The organism is Stenotrophomonas sp. YJH_SMC_64 (assembly GCF_059371375.1).
The window spans coordinates 163154-181444 of the sequence record NZ_JCAFUN010000010.1 but is presented as its reverse complement, the minus strand read 5'-3'; the positions used below and the strand labels follow the sequence as shown (position 1 = coordinate 181444).

Sequence of the window (18291 nt, the reverse complement as noted above, 5' to 3'; positions counted from 1 at the left end):
CGCGACCATGAGCTATCAGATCAGCGTGTTGGACAAGAGCCCGGTGGCCGAAGGCGCCTCGCCGGAGCAGGCGCTGCGCAACAGCCTGCAGCTGGCGCAGCGCGCCGAACAGCTGGGCTATCACCGCTACTGGTTTGCCGAGCACCACGCCGCGCCGACGTTGGCCAGCCCCGCACCGGAAGTTCTGGCGGCCTGGGTGCTGGCGCAGACCCGGCGCATCCGCATCGGCAGTGGTGGGGTCATGCTGCGCCACTACGCGCCGTACAAGGTGGCGGAGAACTTCAACCTGCTGGCGGCGCTGGCGCCAGGTCGTGTTGACCTGGGCGTGGGCAAGGCGCCCGGCGGCCTGCCGGCCTCTACCGCTGCATTGGCAGCGGGGCGCCCGGCGTTCGCCGACTTCGACCAGCAACTGCGCGATCTTGAGGGCTATCTGTCCGGCGCCGACGCCGATGTGCTGGCGCGGCCGATTCCGCAGCGGGCGCCGGAGCGCTTTCTGCTCGGTGCCAGCCCGCAGAGTGCACGGCAGGCGGCCGAGCTGGGCTGGCGTTTCGTCTACGCCGCGCACTTCGACGGCGACCCTAAGCACATCGAGGCCGCGTTCGACGCCTACCGCAACGTCTCCTCGCAGCCACCGCTGCTGGCTACGGTGGCCTTCGCCGCGCCGACTGCCGAAGCCGCAGCGCGTCATATCGGTGCGCTACGCGTCTACAAGCTGCACCTTGGTCCCGGGCAGACGGTGAACCTGCCCAGCCCCGAAGCGGCTGCCGAGTACGCACGCCAAGTGGGCGTGGCCGACTTCCGCATCGAGGAAACACGCCCGAGCGTGTTGTCTGGCGATGCGCAGCACGTGCGCGGCGAACTGGACGCGCTGCATCGGCGCTTCGGCGTGGGTGAATTCATCCTCGATGCGCCGGTGGCCGACCTCGACGCACGCCTGACATCCCTTGAACTGCTGTCGCCCGCGCCGCGCGCGGCGGTGGCCTGACCTGCAGGAGCGATTCCATGAGCACCACTCCGCGCCACATTCCGTTCGGCATCATGTTGCAGGGCCCCGGCAGCCATATGCATGCCTGGAAGCATCCGTCCAACCCGGCCGATGCCAGCGTCAACCTGCAGTTCTACATCGACATTGCGCGGACCGCCGAGGACAACGGCATCGCGTTCGGCTTCGTGGCCGACGGCCTGTACATCAACGAAAAGTCGATTCCGCACTTCCTCAACCGCTTCGAGCCGATCTCGCTGCTGTCGGCACTGGCCACGGCGACGAAGAAGATCGGCCTGGCCGGTACGCTGTCCACCTCCTACAGCGACCCGTTCACGGTGGCCCGCCAGTTCGCCTCGCTGGATCTGCTCAGCGGCGGCCGTGCTGGCTGGAACGTGGTGACCTCACCGTTGGAAGGTTCGGGTCGCAACTATGGCCGGCCGCACCCGGAGCATGCGCTGCGCTACCAGATCGCCGACGAGTACCTGGAGGTGGTGCAGGGGCTGTGGGATTCGTGGGATGACGATGCCTTCGTGCGCGAGCGCGACAGCGGCACGTTCTTTGCGCCGGAGAAGTTCCGCCGGCTCGACCACAAAGGCCGCTTCTTCCAGGTGGAAGGCCCGCTCAACATCCAGCGCTCGCCACAGGGCCAGCCCGTGATCTTCCAGGCCGGTTCGTCCGATGACGGCATTGCGCTGGCCGGCAAGTACGCCGATGCGGTGTTCACCCATTCGCCATCGCTGGAAGAAACCCGCGCGTTCACCCAAAAAGTGAAGAACTCGGCGATCGCGCACGGCCGCAGCGGCAATGACGTGAAGATCTTCCCGGGTATCGGTCCCATCGTCGGCCGCACGGGCGAGGAGGCCGAAGCCAAGTATCAGGCGATCGCCGCACTGGCTACGCTGGAGGATGCACTGGCGTACCTGGGGCGCTTCTTCGATCACCACGATTTCAGCCAGTACGATCCGGATGCACCTTTCCCGGAGCTGGGTGACATCGGCAGTAACTCATTCCGTTCCACCACCGACCGCATCAAGCAGGATGCGCGTGAGAAGGGGCTGAGCCTGCGCCAGGTGGCGCTTGAAGCGGTGAGCCCGCGACCAAACTTCATCGGCACGCCGGAGCACGTGGCCGATGAGCTGATCCGTTGGTTCGACGCCGGTGCCAGCGACGGCTTCATTCTCGGCTTTGCCGCACAGCGCGAAGGCCTGGATGATTTCGTGACCCAGGTGCTGCCGATCCTGCAGGCCCGCGGCTACCACCAGCGTGAGCTGCAGGGGCAGACCCTGCGTGAGCATCTGGGACTGCCGTACAAGGCCAGCCGGTATGCGGCCGATGCCGAACCGGCGCGGAAGGCGGGGTAGGGCGATGAGCGGAGAGAATTCGGTAGCGCCCGGCCATGCCCGGCGAGACCCCGCGTCCATCGGCGTGCTGCCCGAAATCGCGGCACGCGCCGAGGCGGCCATCGCGATCCGCCATGACCTGCACCGGCATCCGGAGCTGGCCTTCGATGAGCACCGCACCAGCGCCCGTGTGGCCGAGTTGCTGCAGCAGTGGGGCTATGAGGTGACCACCGGCCTCGGTGGCACCGGCGTGGTCGGTACGCTGCAGCGCGGGCAGGGCAGCCGTCGCCTCGGCTTGCGCGCCGACATCGATGCACTGCCGATCCACGAGGACTCGGGGCTGGCCTACGCCAGCCAGAACGAAGGGCTGATGCATGCCTGTGGCCACGATGGGCACACCGCCATCCTGCTGTCCGCCGCGCATTACCTGGCCCATCACGGCAATATCGACGGCACCCTGCAGCTGGTGTTCCAGTCGGCCGAGGAGACCGGTTCGGGCGCGTCGAAGATGATTGCCGACGGCCTGTTCGAGCGCTTCCCGGTGGACGCGATCTATGGCCTGCACAACTGGCCGGGCGTGCCGGTGGGCCACTTCGGCTTTGTCGATGGCCCGGCGATGGCGTCGGTGGACTGGGCACGGCTGAAGGTGATCGGAAAGGGTGGCCACGGTGCCGAGCCGCAGGGCAGCGTGGATCCGATCCTGGTCGCCGCGCACATCATCACTGCGCTGCAGAGCGTGGTGTCGCGCAATGTCGATCCGCGGCAGATGGGCGTGGTCACCGTCGGCTCGATCCACGGCGGCCAGGCCGCCAATGTGATTCCGGACGTGGTCGAGCTGAAACTGACCGTGCGCGCCTACCTGCCGGAGGTACGCGACACCCTGCGGCGCCGGGTCACCGGGATTGCCGAGCAGACCGCTGCCGCGTTCGGTGCGCGCGCCGAGATCGAGTTCCCGCGCGGTTTCCCCAGCGTGATCAACCACCCGCAGCAGACTGCCTACATCCGCGAGGTGGCGCTGCAGGGCTTCGGCAGTGAAAACGTAGTGCCCGAATTCGCGCCGCGCACCGCCAGCGAGGATTTCGCCTTCCTGCTGCAGGCGCGGCCGGGCAGTTTCGTGTTCGTCGGCAACGGCGACAGCGCGCCGCTGCACAGCCCGCGCTACGTGTTCAACGACGCCGCAATCGCACCCGCCGCCAGCCTGTGGGCACGGCTGGCCGAAGACTATCTGGTGAAGGACGTGGCATGAGCAGCAACGAACGCTTCTTCTACACCTCGGTGGATGATCCGCTGGCACGGCCTCTGTTCGATGGCCTGGAGCAGGAATACGACAGTCGCTACGCCGATGTGCGCCGACGCATCGGCGGCAGCGCTCGCGAGGAACTGCAGCGCTACCCGGCGCAGGCATTTGCCGCGCCGGTAGGGGCCTTCGTACTGTTGCTGCGCGACGGTGTGGCAATCTCCGGCGGTGCCTTCATGCCGCACCGTGATCCCGACACCGCCGAGTTCAAGCGTATCTGGACGCTGCCCGGGCTGCGCCGGCAGGGCATCGCCCGGCGCGTGCTGCAGGAACTGGAAGAGCAGGCGGCGCGCCAGGGCTATCGGCGCGTGTTCCTGACCACCGGCTTCCGCCAGCCTGAAGCGGTTGGCCTGTACCTCAGCCATGGTTACACCGCGCTGTTCGATCTGGATGCGGATCCCGAAACCATTGCGCACCTGCCGTTCGAAAAGCACCTGCGGGCAGCGACGCCCGTCATCGTGCCTGCGCAGACCCAGCTGCAAGGAGCCCACGCGTGAGCACGCCTTCGACCGCGCTGGATGGCATTGCAACCCGGCCCGCGCCAGCGCCCGCGTTGAAGATCGTGCCGGCCCGGCATCCGCTGCAGGTGTTCGGCACAGTACTGGCACTGGCGCTGATCCTGATCGGGCTGCAGTCCGTACTGGGTAATCCGCGCTGGGGCTGGGGCACCTTCGCTGAGTGGTTCTTCGCACGCCCGGTGCTCGAGGGCCTGGGCCGCACGCTGCTGCTGACCGCGCTCGGTACCGGTCTCGGTTTCGCACTGGGCACCTTGCTTGCGCTGGCCCGCGTCTCTGGTTCGCCGCTGCTGTCGGCGGTGTCGTGGGGCTACGTGTGGTTGTTCCGCTCGATCCCGCTGCTGGTGCTGTTGCTGCTGCTGAACAACCTGGGCTACCTGTACAGCACCATCGAGCTGGGCGTGCCGTTCACCGGCATCAGCCTGTTCTCGTACCCGACCACGCAGCTGATCGGTGTGTTCACCGCCGCGGTGCTGGGCCTGACCCTGAACCAGGCCGCGTTCTCGGCCGAGGTGATCCGCGGTGGCATCCTCTCGGTCGACCACGGCCAGTACGAGGCCGCGGCCGCACTCGGCCTGCCGCGCGGTCGCCAGGTGCGCCGCATCATCCTGCCGCAGGCAATGCGTTCGATCCTGCCGGCCGCGTTCAACGATGTGATCGGCCTGGCCAAGAGCACCTCGGTGGTCTACGTGCTGGCGCTGCCTGAGCTGTTCTACACCGTGCAGGTGATCTACCGCCGCAACCTGGAAGTGGTGCCGCTGCTGATGGTGGCCACGGTCTGGTACCTGGTGATCCTGACCGTGTTGTCGCTGCTGCAGCGGCGCGTGGAACAGCGCTTCGCGCGCGGCCAACTGCAGCGCGAGCGTTCGGTGTCGCGAGTGTCATCGCCCCCGCGTGTGCAGAGCGATGCCGCGCAGCGCGTGGCCAACCGCCCGCGCATCGCCACCCAGGTTGAAGCGGGCGAGGGCGCTGCGGTGTCGCTGCATGGTGTGGGCAAGGTGTTCGGCGAGCAGCCGGTGCTGGAAGACGTGAACCTGGAGCTGCGCGCTGGAAGCGTGACGGTTCTGATCGGCCCGTCCGGCGCCGGCAAATCCACGCTGCTGCGGCTGATCAACCACTTGGAGCGTGCCGACAGCGGCTATGTGACCGTGGGCGGCCAGCTGATCGGCTACCGCCGCGATGGCGACACCCTGTACGAACTGCCCGAGCGCGAGATCCGTCGCCGTCGTGCCGAAGTGGGCATGGTGTTCCAGGGCTTCAACCTGTTCCCGCACCTGACCGCATTGGAGAACATCATCGAGGCGCCAATCGCGGTGCGCGGTGTGCCGCGCGCGCAGGCCGAGCAGCAGGCGCGCACGCTGCTGGAGCGGGTCGGCCTGGCCGACAAGGCCGATGCCTTCCCGCGCCAGTTGTCCGGTGGCCAGCAGCAGCGCATCGCGATTGCCCGCGCGCTGGCGCTGCAGCCGAAGGTGCTGCTGTTCGACGAACCGACCTCGGCGCTGGACCCGGAGCTGGTGGCTGAAGTGCTGAGCGTGATCGAAGAACTGGCCCGTTCGGGTACCACGCTGGTGATCGTCACCCATGAGCTGAGCTTCGCCCGCCGCGTGGCCGACCACGTGGTGATGATGGACCAGGGCCGGGTGATCGAGCAGGGCACGCCCGAGGCCCTGTTCGAGCGCCCGCGCCAGCAACGCACCGCCGATTTCCTGGCCAAGACCCTGTAACCCCGGAAGGAACACCATGAGCCCTGCAGCACCGCGTCGCCCCTCGCGCAGCACCTTGTTGATCGCAGGGGTGCTGGTCATCGGCATCGCCGGCATCGTCTACTCGCGCGTGCGCCAGGCCCCGGATGCCGGCGCCGTGGCCGCGACCAGCCTGGCCGGCGCGAACACCGCCATCCTGAAGGGCACGCTCGACGCGAAGGCGCAGGCCTTGATTCCGGCTGGCTACCGCTTCGTCACGCCGGGGGCGTTCACCGTGGCGACCCATCCGGGGCAGCTGCCGCTGGCCGACTATGGTGCCGACAGCAAGGACGTGGTCGGCATCGAGCCCGACATTGCGCGCCTGATCGCCGATGCGCTGGGCCGGAAGCTGGTGATCGTGCCGGTGGCGTGGGCCGACTGGCCGCTGGGGCTGGAATCGGGCAAGTACGATGCGGTGCTGTCGAACGTGACGGTCACCGAGGAGCGAAAGAAGAAGTTCGATTTCTCCAGCTACCGTTACGACCTGCTGGGCATCTACACGCGCACTGATGGGCCGATCCAGAAGATCGAAAAGCCGGCCGACGTTGCCGGGCTGAAGGTGGTGGTCGGTGCCAGCACCAACCAGGACCAGATCCTGCGGCAGTGGGACCAGCAGAACATTGCTGCCGGCTTGAAGCCGGTGGAGTACCAGTACTTCGATGACGCGGTGGTCGGCCGGTTGGCGGTGATCACCGGGCGGGCCGATGTCTCGTTCGAGCCCAATGCCACCGGCGCGTACTCGGCACGCGACGGCAAGGTGCGGCGCGTGGGCCTGTTCCCCGGCGGCTGGCCGAACGCTGCGGCGATCTCGGTGACCACCCGCAAGGGCAGCGGCCTGGCTGATGCGGTGACGCAGGCGCTGAACACGCAGATTGCCAGTGGTACCTATGCGCAGGCGCTGAAGCGATGGAACGTGGCCGAGGAAGCTGTGCCGCAGTCGCAGACCAACCCGCCGGGATTGCCGACGCTGCAATGACACCGGGCGTGGCCCGGCGGGCCCCTGTAGACTGGCGCATGGTGATCGGCGACATGCAGTCGAGCAAGCTCGCCTCTACCAGCGCGCCTCCAGCGTTCTGAACGGTTTCGCCAGCCGCACACCCTCGGCATCGAAGTCGGAAACGCTATGCCCATCCACACGCACCGTCTTCGGCATGGTGCGCGCCGGCCACCAGACCTTCAATGCCGTCCCGCTGCGCAACCCCTTGCCCAGCGTGACCGTCAGCGTGCCGTCGCGCTGCCGCGCCTGCATCTGCAACGTGCCATACGCGGTCGGCAGCCGCTCCACCGCCAACCCATCGCCCGCCACCCACGACGGCGGCGTGCCCGGCAGCAATGACAACGCATCATCGTCTTCGCGCATCAGCATGCCGAACAGCGTGCGGCCGTACTCGGCACCAATCCAGGTATGCGGCATGTCGCCCAGGTAGCGGGGGAAACGCAGCCGCGAGTGCACGACCTCGGCCAGTACCTGCCACTCAAGCGGGCGCCGATCATGCAGCAGTCCCTGCAGCAGCTCATCGGCAACCTGCGGTTGGCCCAGGTGCACATAGCTCAGCACGTTGCGGATCTCATACGGCGTATAGGCGTACAGCGCATCGGGCTGGCTGCGCTTGCGCACATCCTCCAGATAACGCGCGAAGGTGGTCCGCAGTGCCTCGGCGGGCAGCACGCTCTGCGCACCGGTGGGGTCCAGTGCGATCGATACGCCGGTTGGATCGCCATCGCCCAGGTCGGCCGAGGAGGGAATGAAGTCGATGCCCTTCCACGCCATCGTCGCCCGGATAGAGGCGTGCAGCGCGTCGTAGAGCAGCGTGTACTGTTCGCGCGCCCAACGGGCGGTTTCATGGTCGCCCAGCGACTCGGCCAGCCACGCGCCGTCGTGCCAGCCCTTCAGTCCCCAGTAGTCATCCCAGTAGCTGTGGGTGGGCGACGGATAGCCCTCATGGCTGATCGACGGCGCAAGGATGCCCGCGAATCGCTCCGGCGCCGGTTGGTCGGCCTTGTAGCCGGGCACCAGCGTGCGCTCGCGCAGTTCCTGCAGGAAGCGCAGCGCCGCTTTCACTTTCGGCAGATAGGCACGTACCGACTCGGGCCCGCCATCGAGGCGCGCGACATCGGCCACCAGCGTCACGTACTGGCCCTGGCTGTCGTACTCGATGTCCGAACCAAAACCGGTGTTGACACTGCCATCGTCGTTGAGGATCGGCGAGACCAGGCCGTTGGCATGCACGCCGTGTTCGCTGTACCAGGCCAGGTAGTCGCGCGCGACGCGTGCTTCGCCCATGCGCAGCAGCACCGCCGAGGTGGCCATGCCGTCGCGGATGAAAGAGCGGTTGTAGTTGCGGGGCCCGGGCTGCATGGCCGGGCCGGTCTGGTTGATCAGCATGTAGGCGGCCTGCGCGCGCAGCATGTCGACCAGCGAAGGATCGGGCAGGCGCAGCCCGACCTGGCCCAGCCGTGCCTGCCAGTCCGCGGAGGCCTGCGTGGCCAGGGAATCGAACGCCGTATTGGCATCGCGGGGCAGCGTGGCCAGATCGAGCGCAGGCGCCTCCGGCAGTGCGCCCTTGCTATCGGCGGCGGCAGTACCCAGCGGGAACGCGACCACGATGGCATCGCTGGCGCCCGGTGCCAGTGATACACGGTAGTTGAGCGCGGCGGCGGCAAGACCCTGGTCATCACGCGCCTGTTGCGTGGAGGGCAGCTGGCCGGCAGCGAGGATCGCGGTGACTTCCGTTGCGCCATCCCTGCCAAATGGCGCCGCGCCGGATGCAGTCACCGGCGTGAGCGACTGCAGCAGCGTGCGTCCATTGATGCGCACGGCCTGTCCATCGATCGCCACATCGCGGATGGGTGACAGCCCGCCGTTCTGCCACGGTGGATTCATCTGCATCGGGCGCACGACCAGGCTGAGCGTGCCGTCGATGCGGGTCTTGCCGGTGTTGTGCAAGCGATGGCGGAGGAAGGTGACCGGTTGCCCGTCGCGTTCGATGGCGAACACTTCGCTGCGCAGCTCCAGGCCGGGCTGCGGTGACCAGGTGGCGGAGGGCATCGGCTTCCAGCCATCACGCAATGCATGCTGCACGTTCTGCCCGGTGGCACCTGCGGCACGCCCGTCAGCGCTACGCCAGAGTGGCTGCACCAGCGGCGCGCCCTTGAAGGCTTCCAGGTTGCCGTATTCGTCGAAGATCGATTTCTGTCGCCCCTCGTGCACGCCGACGGCGGTCCAATAGGTTTGCTGCATCTGCAGCGAGGCCGGGAACAACGCGCGCTGCGCGCCGCTGGCGGCGATCTGATAGCGCTTCATCGGCGTCATCACCGCTTTGGGGCCGAGCAGGCGCAGTCGCGCGACCTGCGGTGCGGCGCCGTCTACGCTCAGCCGGAATGCACGCAGCGGCTGCGCCGTGTCAGCCGCCAGCCAACTCTGCCTGCGGCTGGCAGCCTGCGCATCATGTGCGAGGTCCTGCCAGCGGCCTTGCGCGTCCTGCGCCTGCAGTCGGGCAGCGCCGCGCGCGCCTTCCGCCCATTCCACTACAAGGCCAGCCGTGGATTGCGCGCGGGGCAGGGTGATCTCGAACGCGTGAGCGCCTCCTTTTCCGGCCGGAACCGCAACGGTGCCGCCGCCTTGCCAGAGCGCTGCTGCCTGCGTTGCATCGATACCGCTGATGCGTGCGCTGAGCGCGCTGTCCAGCGGCTCCATCTCGAAGATCGACACGCCCCAGTCGGAAGTGCGCTGCGGACTGGCCAGCCGCAGATAGCGCGCCTGCCGCGGCGCGAAGTACAGCGTTTCCACATCGCCCAGTGAATCGGCCATCGTGTACGCGGTCTGCCACTGCGTGCCATCCAGTGAGGTCTGTAGCGAATAGCCTTCCGGATTGGAGACATCCCAGGTGAGGCGCGCGCCGGACAGCAGGGTGGGCGCGCCCAGGTCGATCTGGAACCAGTGGCCGGGGCTGAAGGCGCCGCCGGTCACGGTCTTCGGGTCGCCGTCGATCAGGTGGCCGATCGCCATCGCCGGTACCTGTTGCGATGAACTGCTGGCCTGCCATTGGCTGCGCGGGGTGAGGGTCTGTGCCTGTGCGCTGGAGACCAGGGCGGCCAACAGCAGGGCCGCGGCAAGGCGCAACGGGAAAAGCGGGGTGGAGACCTTGGAGCGTTCGGCGCGCAACGTCATTACGGACAGCCTCGCAGGTTCGACCGGAATCGGGCGAGCGCTACGCTAGCAAGGGATGTAATCGGTTACATGACGCACTGCAGCGCCGCTGGACGCTGGCCCCGCCATCACGGGAGGGCTGACGGATGTGGCTCTGGACGTGTAGCGCGGATTGGCTAGGGTCACATCGCAAGTCTTTTAGTTTGGTTGTCATTTGACAACTTACGTGAGCCGTGTGCAGACTATGGAGAACAAGGAATGTCTCGAGCGCGTCATCCAGACAAGGACATCGAAGCGGCGTTGCAGTTCGCGGAGGACCGTGGGTGGAGGCTCCGTATGGCGTGCGGCCATGCGTGGGGCCGGATGTATTGCCCTTACAACGACACCGATTGCCGATGCGGGGAGTTCTGCATCGTGAGCGTCTGGAGCACGCCGCGAAGCGGCAGCCATCATGCAAGGGCCTTGCGGCGTGTGGTCGAGAACTGCAGTCGTGAGCAATGAGATCAGGCTTCGTCAGAAGCGAAGGGGTCAATCATGGAATTCAACTTCACCCTGAAGTACCGCTTGCCGGACACAGGCAATGAAATCGGCGTCCTCGAGCAGCGCCTGGCCGAAGGCGGCTGTGACGACGCGCTTGTGGGCCTTGGGCTGCCGGGACGGCTGGCCCTGGCGTTCTGCCGCGAAGCAGACAGCGCAGGGGCTGCCCTGCGTTCGGCGCTGGACGATGTGCAGCGGGCCGTGCCCGGTGCCGAACTGGTTGAAGTGAGCCCCGATCTGGTGGGGCTCACTGACGTCGCAGACCTGCTCGGAATGTCGCGCCAGAACATGCGGAAGCTCATGCTGGCCAACCCGCAGTCGTTTCCGTCCCCCGTGCATGACGGCTCGACCTCGATCTGGCATCTGGTCGACATTCTCGGTTGGCTGCGAGCGCGCGGCAGCGGGAAAGTCACGACGGAAATGACCGAGCTCGCCGCCGCTGCGCTGCAGATCAATCTGGCCCGGGAAGGGCGCAGGCTTCACCCGAAGACGTAGCAGCGGCCAGAATCGGAGCCCATCGCATTACAGCTCCACCGTCTCCCACCATCGCGTACCCGCCTGCGGCGCCTGCATGTCCAGTGCTTCGCCCATCATCGGCGTGGCCACCGGCACATTCTTTGCGGCGGCCAATGCAGTGATGCGCTCGAACGGCTGCTGCCATGCGTGCAGGGCCAGATCGAAGGTGCCGTTGTGGATCGGCAGCAGCCACTTTCCGCGCAGGTCCAGGTGCGCCTGCAGGGTCTGTTCCGGTTGCATGTGCACGAACGCCCAGCGCGGATCGTAGGCGCCGGTCTCGATCATGGTCAGGTCGAACGGTCCGTACTTCTCGCCGATGGCCTTGAAGCCATCGAAGTAGCCGGTGTCGCCGCTGAAGAAGATGCGGAAGTCGCCGTCCTGGATCACCCATGACGCCCACAGGCTGCGATCACTGTCGCCCAGTCCGCGGCCGGAGAAATGCTGGCCCGGGGTGGCGGTCAGGCGCAGGCGCTTCATGGGTGACGTCCGCTGAGTACACTGCACAGTGTAGTTTCGGGTTTTCCAAAAGTACACTACCAAGTGTAAAATGGAGGCATCCGTTCAGTTATCCGGTTCCCGCCATGCCCCGTGTCCCGCAACGCCTGACAGACCGCAAACGCGAAGCCATCGTGCGCGCGGCGGTGGAGGAGTTCCGTGCCTCGGGCTACGAGGCGACCAGCATGGACCGCATTGCCGAGGCGGCCGGGGTCTCCAAGCGCACCGTCTACAACCACTTCCCGAGCAAGGAAGCGCTGTTCTCGATGATCCTGGAGGAGCTGTGGGAGCGAAGCGTTGCCAGCGACACATTGCCGTACCGCGCCGACCAGCCGCTGCAGGCGCAGTTGCTGCAGTTGCTGGGGCAGAAGCTGGAATTGCTCAGTGATGCCAACTTCATCGACCTGGCGCGGGTGGCGATGGCCGAGATCATCCACTCACCGGAGCGTGCGCAGGCCATCGTCTGCCGCATGGGTGAAAAGGAAAGCGGCGAGAGTGCGTGGATCCGCGCGGCCATCGCTGATGGCCGGTTGCGTGAGGTTGATCCGGAGTTCGCCGGCCACCAGCTGCACGGGCTGGTGAAGAGCTTTGCGTTCTGGCCCCAAGTTACGATGGGGCAGGCGCCGTTGAACGCAGAGGAGCGTGCACGCGTGGCCGAATCGGCGGTGGCGATGTTCCTGGGTTTCTACGCGGTCTAGCTGGCGGCGAAGCGGCGGAACTCGTCGGCCGGCAGCGCCGCCGAGTACAGATAGCCTTGGCCGACATCCACGCCCAGGGCCCGCAGCTTCTGCTCCTGCGCCAGGGTTTCGGTACCTTCGGCCACCACGATCGCGCCGCAGCGGTGCGCAACCTCGACGATGAAGCGCACGATCGACTGCGACTTGGCGTCGGACAGTGTGGCGATCAGCGCCTGTTCGATCTTGACCTCGGCGATGGCCAGCTGCGAGAGCAGGATCAGGGTTGAATAGCCAGCGCCGAAATCATCCAGCGACAGGGTGACCTCCGCCGCCAGCAGCTGTGCGATGTTGGCATCTACCACGTCGCGCTCGACGATCTCGGTCCATTCGACGATCTCCAGGCGCAACATCACGCCAGGCACATCGTGCAGCTGCAGCAGTTCCTGCAGGCGCAGGCCGAAGTCGGGCAGGCGCAGTGACTCGGCCGAAACGTTCACTGCGATCTTCAGTTGCGTGCCATCGCGTCGGCACTGCTGCAGGAAGTGGATGGCCGACTGCAGCGTGGCCCATTCCAGTTCAGCCAATCGCCCCTGCCGGCGCAGCAGGGAGATCACCCGCATCGGCGCGATCAGCCGGCCCTCGCCGTCGCGCATGCGCAGCAGTGCTTCGGCGCCGACCAGTTTGCGATCCTGCAGGCGATGCTTGGGCTGGTAGCACAGCGGTGCGTCGCCCTGCTGCAGCCAACGTTCGAGAGCGACTTCGATCAGGGCGTCGATCTCGCTGTCGCGCTGGATCGGGTCGTCGAAGAACACGACGCCGGATTCGATCGCACTCAGTGCAACGGTGATCGCACGGAACGGAAGATGTCCTTCGTCGGCATCTACGGGGGGCTTCAATTCGACTACTGCACAGCGGAACAGCGGCCGGAAACCGGGCCAATCGCGGCCGACCTGCTCGGCCAGGTTGCTGGCCAGCTCGGTGATCTGCGGTTGCGTGCGCAGTTCGGACAAGGCCAGGTCGCGCACCAGGATCGCCAGCGCGGCATCGCCGAACTGGTAGATCTCCAGTTGCGTGGCCGGCAGCGAGGGCAGCAGCCGATGTACTTCTTCGGTGCTGTCGCGCTGCCAGATACCGTTGTCCTGCAGCGGACCATAGCGCAGGCGCAGATCGCGCAGGTTGCCCATCTCGGCCACGATCAGGCAGGCCTTGCCGATGCCGTCGTTGTCGCGCCAGTAATGCTGCAGGCGTTCGCCGAGCGCACGCATGTTGGGCAGGCCACTGATCGGATCGATGCGCAGCCAGGCCTGTTCGCGCTGGCGTTGTGCATCGATCTGCGCATCGTTGTAGACCAGTGCGAACACCGCGCCGAGCATCAGCAGTGAGAGTGGCAGTGCCAGCAGGCGCTGGATTGCCAACTCCTCCACGGGCAGCTGATGGGCGCCGATGATTGCTACCCCCAGTGCCAGGCCCAACGCAGTGACGACGATACGAACGCCCCAGGCCTGCAGGATCAGGCGCAGCGAGAGTTCATTGAGCATGCGTGGGTGCAGGCGCCTGCGCAGCCAGACGCCGGCCAGCATCTGCAGCGTGGCCTCGAGGCCGGCAGGCAGGAAATACTGGGTGCCGGCGAACTGGTAGCGGGCCAGCAGGCTGGCGCCCAGGCAGGCCAGGCCACCGCGCCAGCCGCCGAGCAGGCCGCTGACCAGCAGGATGTCGAAACCCAGGTGGAGCTTGACCACGCCCTGGCTGTAGCGGGCCACGAACCAGGAATTGAACAGGTAGATCAGGCCCAGCGCCACGCCCACGTACAGGCGGCGGCCTTCAATGGCGTGGCCGGCGCGGCGGGTGGCGATCAGCAGCACGCCGATCATGCCGATCACCGCCGTGGCCTGCAGCAGGTACAGCGGCAGGCTGGGCAGGGCGCTGTCCAGGACCTGGGCCGAGACCCGTGAAAGCGCATCCATAGCAGGTTCCCGCCTGTGACCGACGGCCGGTGACGAGCAGCGTAGTCGCAGCAGCGCGCAGGTTCAATTGCGCTGGCTGCGTTCGGGCAGGAGGTGTTCGGCCATGAAATCCACGAACGCGCGTACACGCGGCTGCTGATGGCGATGGCTTGGCCAGAGGGCCCAGAAGGTGCTTCGCTCAGTGCTCCATGGGTCCAGAACGCTGACGAGCGAACCGCGGTCCAGCGCATCACGCGTGGCGAAGTCGGGCAGGCACGCAATGCCATGGCCATCGATGGCCATGTGCAGGATCGTCTCAAGATGATTGGCGGTCATTGCGGCAGTCAGCCGGGTTTCAGCGCCTCCCTCACGTGCGGGCAGTGGCCAGCGTTCGATCAGGCCGGTGCCGGGAAAGCGATGGAGAAGGCATGCGTGGCCGCTCAGCTCTTCCGGGTGCTGCGGCGTGCCACGCTGGGCGAAGTACGCAGGGGCGCCCACGCACAGCAGGCGGGTACTGCCGAGGTTGCGGCCGTGCAGCCGGGAGTCGGCGGGGCCGCCTGTGCGGACGACGGCATCGAAGCCTTCCTCGATGACATCGACCAGGCGGTCGCTGAAGTGCAGGTCGAGTTCGATGGCGGGGAAGCGCTGCGCAAACGCCGAAAGCACCGGCAGCATCAGACCGCTGGCGAGTGGAAGACTGACCTTCAGGCGACCGCTGGGCGCGGCCTGGGCATCGGTCAGTTCGCGTTCTGCCGCAGCGACCTCGATCATGATGCGGCGGCAGCGTTCAAGGAACTGCTCGCCTTCGGCAGTCAGGCTGACGCTGCGGGTATTGCGATTCAGCAGGCGGGCGCCCAGGCGCTCTTCCAGCCGGGCGATGGTCTTGCTTGCGGCCGAAGGGGTGATGCCACGCTGTCGTGCTGCGGCCGCGAAGCTGCGTGCCTCGGCGACCAGAACGAAGAGGCTGAGACCGGCAAAGCTGTCCATGACGTGGCCATTGATGACGTTTGTGTCATTAAAGCATGGAGCGAATGACGGATTCTTACGCAATAGCGTCGTCGATAGCATCAATGCGGTGGCGCTTGGCCACGCTCGAGTTTCATCGACATGTCTGTTGCCTCTGCTAAGACGGCCGGATCATCACGCTTTGGCGTGGTGCTGGCAGGCTGTCTGACGGCGCTCACCATTCCCTTGAGCATTGCCAGCCCTGCCGTGGGCATTCCTGCCATCCGGGACGCGCTGGGCGGTTCCCCTGCGGCGTTGTCCTGGATCATCAACGCCTATCTGTTGACCTACGGCTGCACCACGCTGGTGGCCGGTGGACTGGCCGATCTGCATGGCAGGCGCCGGATCTGGATTCTGGGCGGCGCGTTGTTTGCACTCGTCACCGGCCTGATTCCCTTGATGCCCGATGTGGCGTGGATCAATGTCCTGAGACTGCTTCAGGGGATGGCGGCGTCGGCAGCGTTTGCCGGCGCGATGGCGTCGCTGGCGCAGGTGTTCGACGGCCAGGCGCGGGCAAGGGTGTTCAGCCTGATCGGCACCACTTTTGGTGCAGGGGCCGCAGGCGGTCCGCTGCTGGCGGGCGGGTTGATCGATGCGCTGGGCTGGGAATGGGTGTTCTTCCTGCCTGCGTTGCTGGCGGCCCTGACCGTACCGCTGGTCGCCCTGTCATCCGCCGAATCGAGAAACGCCGGTTCGCCACGCCTGGATTGGCTGGGGGCCATCACCTTCATGCTGGCGCTGGGCTCACTCACCTACGCCATGATCGTGCTGCCGGAACGTGGCCTGCTGCATCCGCAGACGCTGGTACTGCTGGCGCTCTCGGTGGTGCTGCTGGGCGTGTTCATTGCCGTTGAGCGCTCCCATCGAACACCGCTGCTGGATCTCGGGCTGTTCCGCAACCGGCGTTTTGTTGGCGTGCAGATTCTGGCCGCTGCCCCTGCGTTCTCCTACGTCGTCCTTCTGGTCGTGCTGCCGGCGGGCTTCATCGGTGTTGAAGGACTGCGACCCACCGAGGCTGGACTGGCGATGGCAGCACTGTCTGCACCCTTGCTGGTTGTTCCCCTGGTTGCCGGCTACCTGCTGCGCTGGATTCCGGCGCGGACGCTGTGCTGTGCGGGCCTGCTGATCGGTGCGCTTGGGCTGGCATGGCTGGCGCAGGTGTTCCAGTTCCCGTCGGTGCGCTGGATGCCGATGCTGGTCATCGGAATCGGCATCGGCCTTCCCTGGGGGATCATGGATGGCCTGGCGGTCAGCGTGGTCGGCAAGGAGCAGGCCGGCATGGCCGCTGGCATCTTCAATGCGATGCGACTGGCAGGCGATTCCATTGCCCTCGCGCTTGTCGGCATCATGCTCTCGGCCCGGATTGGCGGGAACATGATGCTGGAGGCCGGCGTCGTGGCCCGTGCCGCCGTGCACAGGCTGTCCATGGGCGACCTTGGCGGAGCGGTGGAGGCATTGCCCGGCCTTTCGAGAACGGCGCTTGCCCAGGCATACGTGGAGGCCGTCCGTGGCCAGCTGTTTGTCCTGGCGATGGCGACCGTGCTGACCGCCATCGTGCTTGGGTACCTGTTGCGCGAAGAGGTCGAGCCTGGCCTGAGCAGGGGCAGTCAGTAGCGCGGGTCGGCGATGGCCGGCAGCACCAGTTCGCGCACGAAGCCGGACGGTGACAACTGCAGCAGCGCGCGCACCATCACAACGACGTCGTGCACCGGCACCAGCTCGCCGTCGCCGCGCGCTGCGGCCTCTGCCACCGGCACCGACAGCGCATCGTCGGTGTTGAGGTAGCCCAGCTGCAGGCTGGTCACCGCCAGGCGGCGATCGCGGAAACCCTCGCGCAGTGCATCGGCGATGCCGTTGAGTGCGAACTTGGATGCACCGAACGCCACTTCCGGGCGGCCGCTGCGCGGCAGTGCCGAGGTCGACCCGGTCAGCACCAGCTGCGGGCGTGGCGCGCCCAGCACCCGCGGCAGCAGGCGCTGCAGCAGCACCAGGGTCGCGGTGATGTTGACGTCGACCAGCCGGGTGAGCGCGGCATCGCTCTCGTCGAGGAAGGCGTACTCGTCGCTGAAGGCGGTCTCTTCCCAGATGCCCAGGTTGTGGATCAGCACATCCAGATCGGCCGGTGCCTGCGCTGCGATGTGATTGGCAGCCAGGGTGGGTTGGGACAGATCGGCCTCGATCCACTGCAGGGTGACACCCTCGGGGCATTCAAGGTCGCGCGGACGGCTGCGCGAAACGCCGATGACGGTGTCGCCCGCACTGCACAGGCCTTCCACGAACGCCCGACCCAGGCCCGTGCTGGCGCCGATGACCATCAATTTCATGTTGCTTCCTTGTTGTACTGCGGCGGCCTCAGTCGGCAGCCAGAATGGTGTCCCAGTCGGCGAACGCGCGCAGGCCGCTGCGCTCGGCGGTAATGATCGAGGCAGTGTTGTCGAGCTGGCAACGGTACTGAGGCTGCAGCCCGGCCGCCTGCGCGGACACGGCCATGGCGTGTACCAGCTGGCGTGCGTGCCCGCGACCGCGGGCCTCGGGCAGGGTCAGCACGCCCATGTCGGCCAGGGCTGGATCCAGGCTCCACGGGTACATGCTTCCCGCGGCAACCAGCCGCTCGCCATCGAAGGCGCCGAACACCTGCCAGTGGTCCAGCTCGACCCAGGCGGCATCGAGATCCTCTTCGCTGGCGTTGGCCTGGAACACCTCGAACGCGGCTGCGTCGGCCGGGTCGAGACGGCGGATAAGTGGTGGTGCAGGGCGCGCGGCCAGGGCCGCAAGTTCTGCGGCAGGGAAGTAGAAGACACGATCCGCACCATGCGTGCGCTGGCCGAGCTGCTGCAGGCGCTGTTGCAGCTGTGCCAGCGTCCAGTGCAGTTGCGCGTGCAGGTGCAGGCGAGCCGCCAGGGCAGGGCGCAACAGTGCGCGAGCGGGGCCCACGACCGGCTGCAGCAGCATGCCGTCCTCGCCCTCGTCGAAATCATCGCTGCACGCCAACTGCAGCTGTGGATCGTCCCGCAGCGTGCGCTGCCCGGAGAACACGCCGCGCCAGGTCGCATCGATCAACGGGGCAAACACATCATCCATGACCGGTG

At 66.8% G+C, this 18291-nt stretch carries 15 protein-coding genes; 9 read left to right on the top strand and 6 right to left on the bottom strand.

Annotated features, from left to right (window positions below):
• Window positions 1-7 precede the first annotated feature (7 nt).
• From AC5P9L_RS12770 to AC5P9L_RS12745, 6 genes are read left to right on the top strand one after another with little or no spacing between them, the layout of a single operon-like run.
• Entirely contained in the window at window positions 8-985 is a 978-nt protein-coding gene (locus tag AC5P9L_RS12770; protein WP_065184097.1) for an MsnO8 family LLM class oxidoreductase, read from the top strand.
• 17 nt (window positions 986-1002) lie between these two features.
• A complete protein-coding gene (locus tag AC5P9L_RS12765) occupies window positions 1003-2346 on the top strand; it encodes an LLM class flavin-dependent oxidoreductase (protein ID WP_227415233.1) in 1344 nt (447 codons plus the stop codon).
• A 4-nt stretch (window positions 2347-2350) separates the two neighbouring features.
• Window positions 2351-3571, top strand: coding sequence for a M20 aminoacylase family protein (locus AC5P9L_RS12760; protein WP_227415232.1), 1221 nt, complete (start codon window positions 2351-2353; stop codon window positions 3569-3571).
• Window positions 3568-4119: a GNAT family N-acetyltransferase gene (locus AC5P9L_RS12755; protein WP_060380885.1), complete on the top strand. Its 552-nt coding sequence runs from the start codon at window positions 3568-3570 to the stop codon at window positions 4117-4119. The genes AC5P9L_RS12760 and AC5P9L_RS12755 overlap by 4 nt, the downstream gene beginning before the upstream one ends.
• Window positions 4116-5861: an amino acid ABC transporter permease/ATP-binding protein gene (locus AC5P9L_RS12750; RefSeq protein ID WP_099485177.1), complete on the top strand. Its 1746-nt coding sequence runs from the start codon at window positions 4116-4118 to the stop codon at window positions 5859-5861. The genes AC5P9L_RS12755 and AC5P9L_RS12750 overlap by 4 nt, the downstream gene beginning before the upstream one ends.
• A gap of 16 nt (window positions 5862-5877) precedes the next feature.
• Window positions 5878-6855, top strand: coding sequence for an ABC transporter substrate-binding protein (locus AC5P9L_RS12745; protein WP_076738951.1), 978 nt, complete (start codon window positions 5878-5880; stop codon window positions 6853-6855).
• Between the two features lie 75 nt (window positions 6856-6930).
• On the opposite strand, the gene AC5P9L_RS12740 is transcribed toward AC5P9L_RS12745, so the two are convergent.
• Complete coding sequence (locus AC5P9L_RS12740; RefSeq protein WP_262101665.1) at window positions 6931-10050, bottom strand: discoidin domain-containing protein; 3120 nt, start codon at window positions 10048-10050, stop codon at window positions 6931-6933.
• Between the two features lie 513 nt (window positions 10051-10563).
• Between AC5P9L_RS12740 and AC5P9L_RS12735 the strand changes: the two genes are divergently transcribed.
• On the top strand, window positions 10564-11061 hold the full coding sequence (locus tag AC5P9L_RS12735) for a helix-turn-helix transcriptional regulator (protein ID WP_012479990.1): 498 nt from the start codon (window positions 10564-10566) through the stop codon (window positions 11059-11061).
• Window positions 11062-11088: 27 nt separating this feature from the next.
• Here the strand turns inward: AC5P9L_RS12735 and AC5P9L_RS12730 are convergent, their stop codons facing one another.
• Window positions 11089-11586, bottom strand: a complete 498-nt coding sequence (locus AC5P9L_RS12730; RefSeq protein WP_262101666.1) for an MBL fold metallo-hydrolase — start codon at window positions 11584-11586, stop codon at window positions 11089-11091.
• Window positions 11587-11663: 77 nt separating this feature from the next.
• On the opposite strand from AC5P9L_RS12730, the gene AC5P9L_RS12725 reads away from it, so the two are divergent.
• Entirely contained in the window at window positions 11664-12275 is a 612-nt protein-coding gene (locus AC5P9L_RS12725; protein WP_088436180.1) for a TetR/AcrR family transcriptional regulator, read from the top strand.
• Here AC5P9L_RS12725 and AC5P9L_RS12720 read toward each other — a convergent pair.
• Both AC5P9L_RS12720 and AC5P9L_RS12715 read right to left on the bottom strand, forming a co-directional pair.
• Window positions 12272-14218, bottom strand: coding sequence for an EAL domain-containing protein (locus AC5P9L_RS12720; protein ID WP_005409351.1), 1947 nt, complete (start codon window positions 14216-14218; stop codon window positions 12272-12274). The genes AC5P9L_RS12725 and AC5P9L_RS12720 overlap by 4 nt on opposite strands.
• A 63-nt stretch (window positions 14219-14281) precedes the next feature.
• Window positions 14282-15184 carry a LysR substrate-binding domain-containing protein gene (locus AC5P9L_RS12715; protein WP_227415230.1) on the bottom strand — a complete coding sequence of 301 codons (903 nt, stop codon included), beginning with the start codon at window positions 15182-15184 and terminating at the stop codon, window positions 14282-14284.
• A 204-nt stretch (window positions 15185-15388) separates the two neighbouring features.
• Here AC5P9L_RS12715 and AC5P9L_RS12710 point away from each other — a divergent pair, with 204 nt between their 5' ends.
• Window positions 15389-16816 (top strand): MFS transporter, encoded by a 1428-nt coding sequence (locus AC5P9L_RS12710; protein WP_323162949.1) that lies wholly within the window; start codon window positions 15389-15391, stop codon window positions 16814-16816.
• Here the strand turns inward: AC5P9L_RS12710 and AC5P9L_RS12705 are convergent.
• The gene (locus AC5P9L_RS12705; protein ID WP_495230632.1) at window positions 16810-17526 is read right to left on the bottom strand and encodes an SDR family NAD(P)-dependent oxidoreductase; all 717 of its coding nucleotides are present in this window, start codon (window positions 17524-17526) and stop codon (window positions 16810-16812) included. The two genes, AC5P9L_RS12710 and AC5P9L_RS12705, sit on opposite strands and share 7 nt — an antisense overlap.
• A 28-nt stretch (window positions 17527-17554) precedes the next feature.
• Window positions 17555-18283, bottom strand: a complete 729-nt coding sequence (locus tag AC5P9L_RS12700; protein WP_065184102.1) for a GNAT family N-acetyltransferase — start codon at window positions 18281-18283, stop codon at window positions 17555-17557.
• Window positions 18284-18291: the final 8 nt, after the last annotated feature.

Coding starts and splice junctions, on each gene's coding strand:
- AC5P9L_RS12720 (WP_005409351.1), bottom strand. CDS start 14,218: ATGGATGCGCTTTCACGGGTCTCGGCCCAGGTCCTGGACAGCGCCCTG.
- AC5P9L_RS12760 (WP_227415232.1), top strand. CDS start 2,351: ATGAGCGGAGAGAATTCGGTAGCGCCCGGCCATGCCCGGCGAGACCCC.
- AC5P9L_RS12765 (WP_227415233.1), top strand. CDS start 1,003: ATGAGCACCACTCCGCGCCACATTCCGTTCGGCATCATGTTGCAGGGC.
- AC5P9L_RS12725 (WP_088436180.1), top strand. CDS start 11,664: ATGCCCCGTGTCCCGCAACGCCTGACAGACCGCAAACGCGAAGCCATC.
- AC5P9L_RS12715 (WP_227415230.1), bottom strand. CDS start 15,184: ATGGACAGCTTTGCCGGTCTCAGCCTCTTCGTTCTGGTCGCCGAGGCA.
- AC5P9L_RS12735 (WP_012479990.1), top strand. CDS start 10,564: ATGGAATTCAACTTCACCCTGAAGTACCGCTTGCCGGACACAGGCAAT.
- AC5P9L_RS12745 (WP_076738951.1), top strand. CDS start 5,878: ATGAGCCCTGCAGCACCGCGTCGCCCCTCGCGCAGCACCTTGTTGATC.
- AC5P9L_RS12755 (WP_060380885.1), top strand. CDS start 3,568: ATGAGCAGCAACGAACGCTTCTTCTACACCTCGGTGGATGATCCGCTG.
- AC5P9L_RS12740 (WP_262101665.1), bottom strand. CDS start 10,050: ATGACGTTGCGCGCCGAACGCTCCAAGGTCTCCACCCCGCTTTTCCCG.
- AC5P9L_RS12770 (WP_065184097.1), top strand. CDS start 8: ATGAGCTATCAGATCAGCGTGTTGGACAAGAGCCCGGTGGCCGAAGGC.
- AC5P9L_RS12705 (WP_495230632.1), bottom strand. CDS start 17,526: ATGAAATTGATGGTCATCGGCGCCAGCACGGGCCTGGGTCGGGCGTTC.
- AC5P9L_RS12700 (WP_065184102.1), bottom strand. CDS start 18,283: ATGGATGATGTGTTTGCCCCGTTGATCGATGCGACCTGGCGCGGCGTG.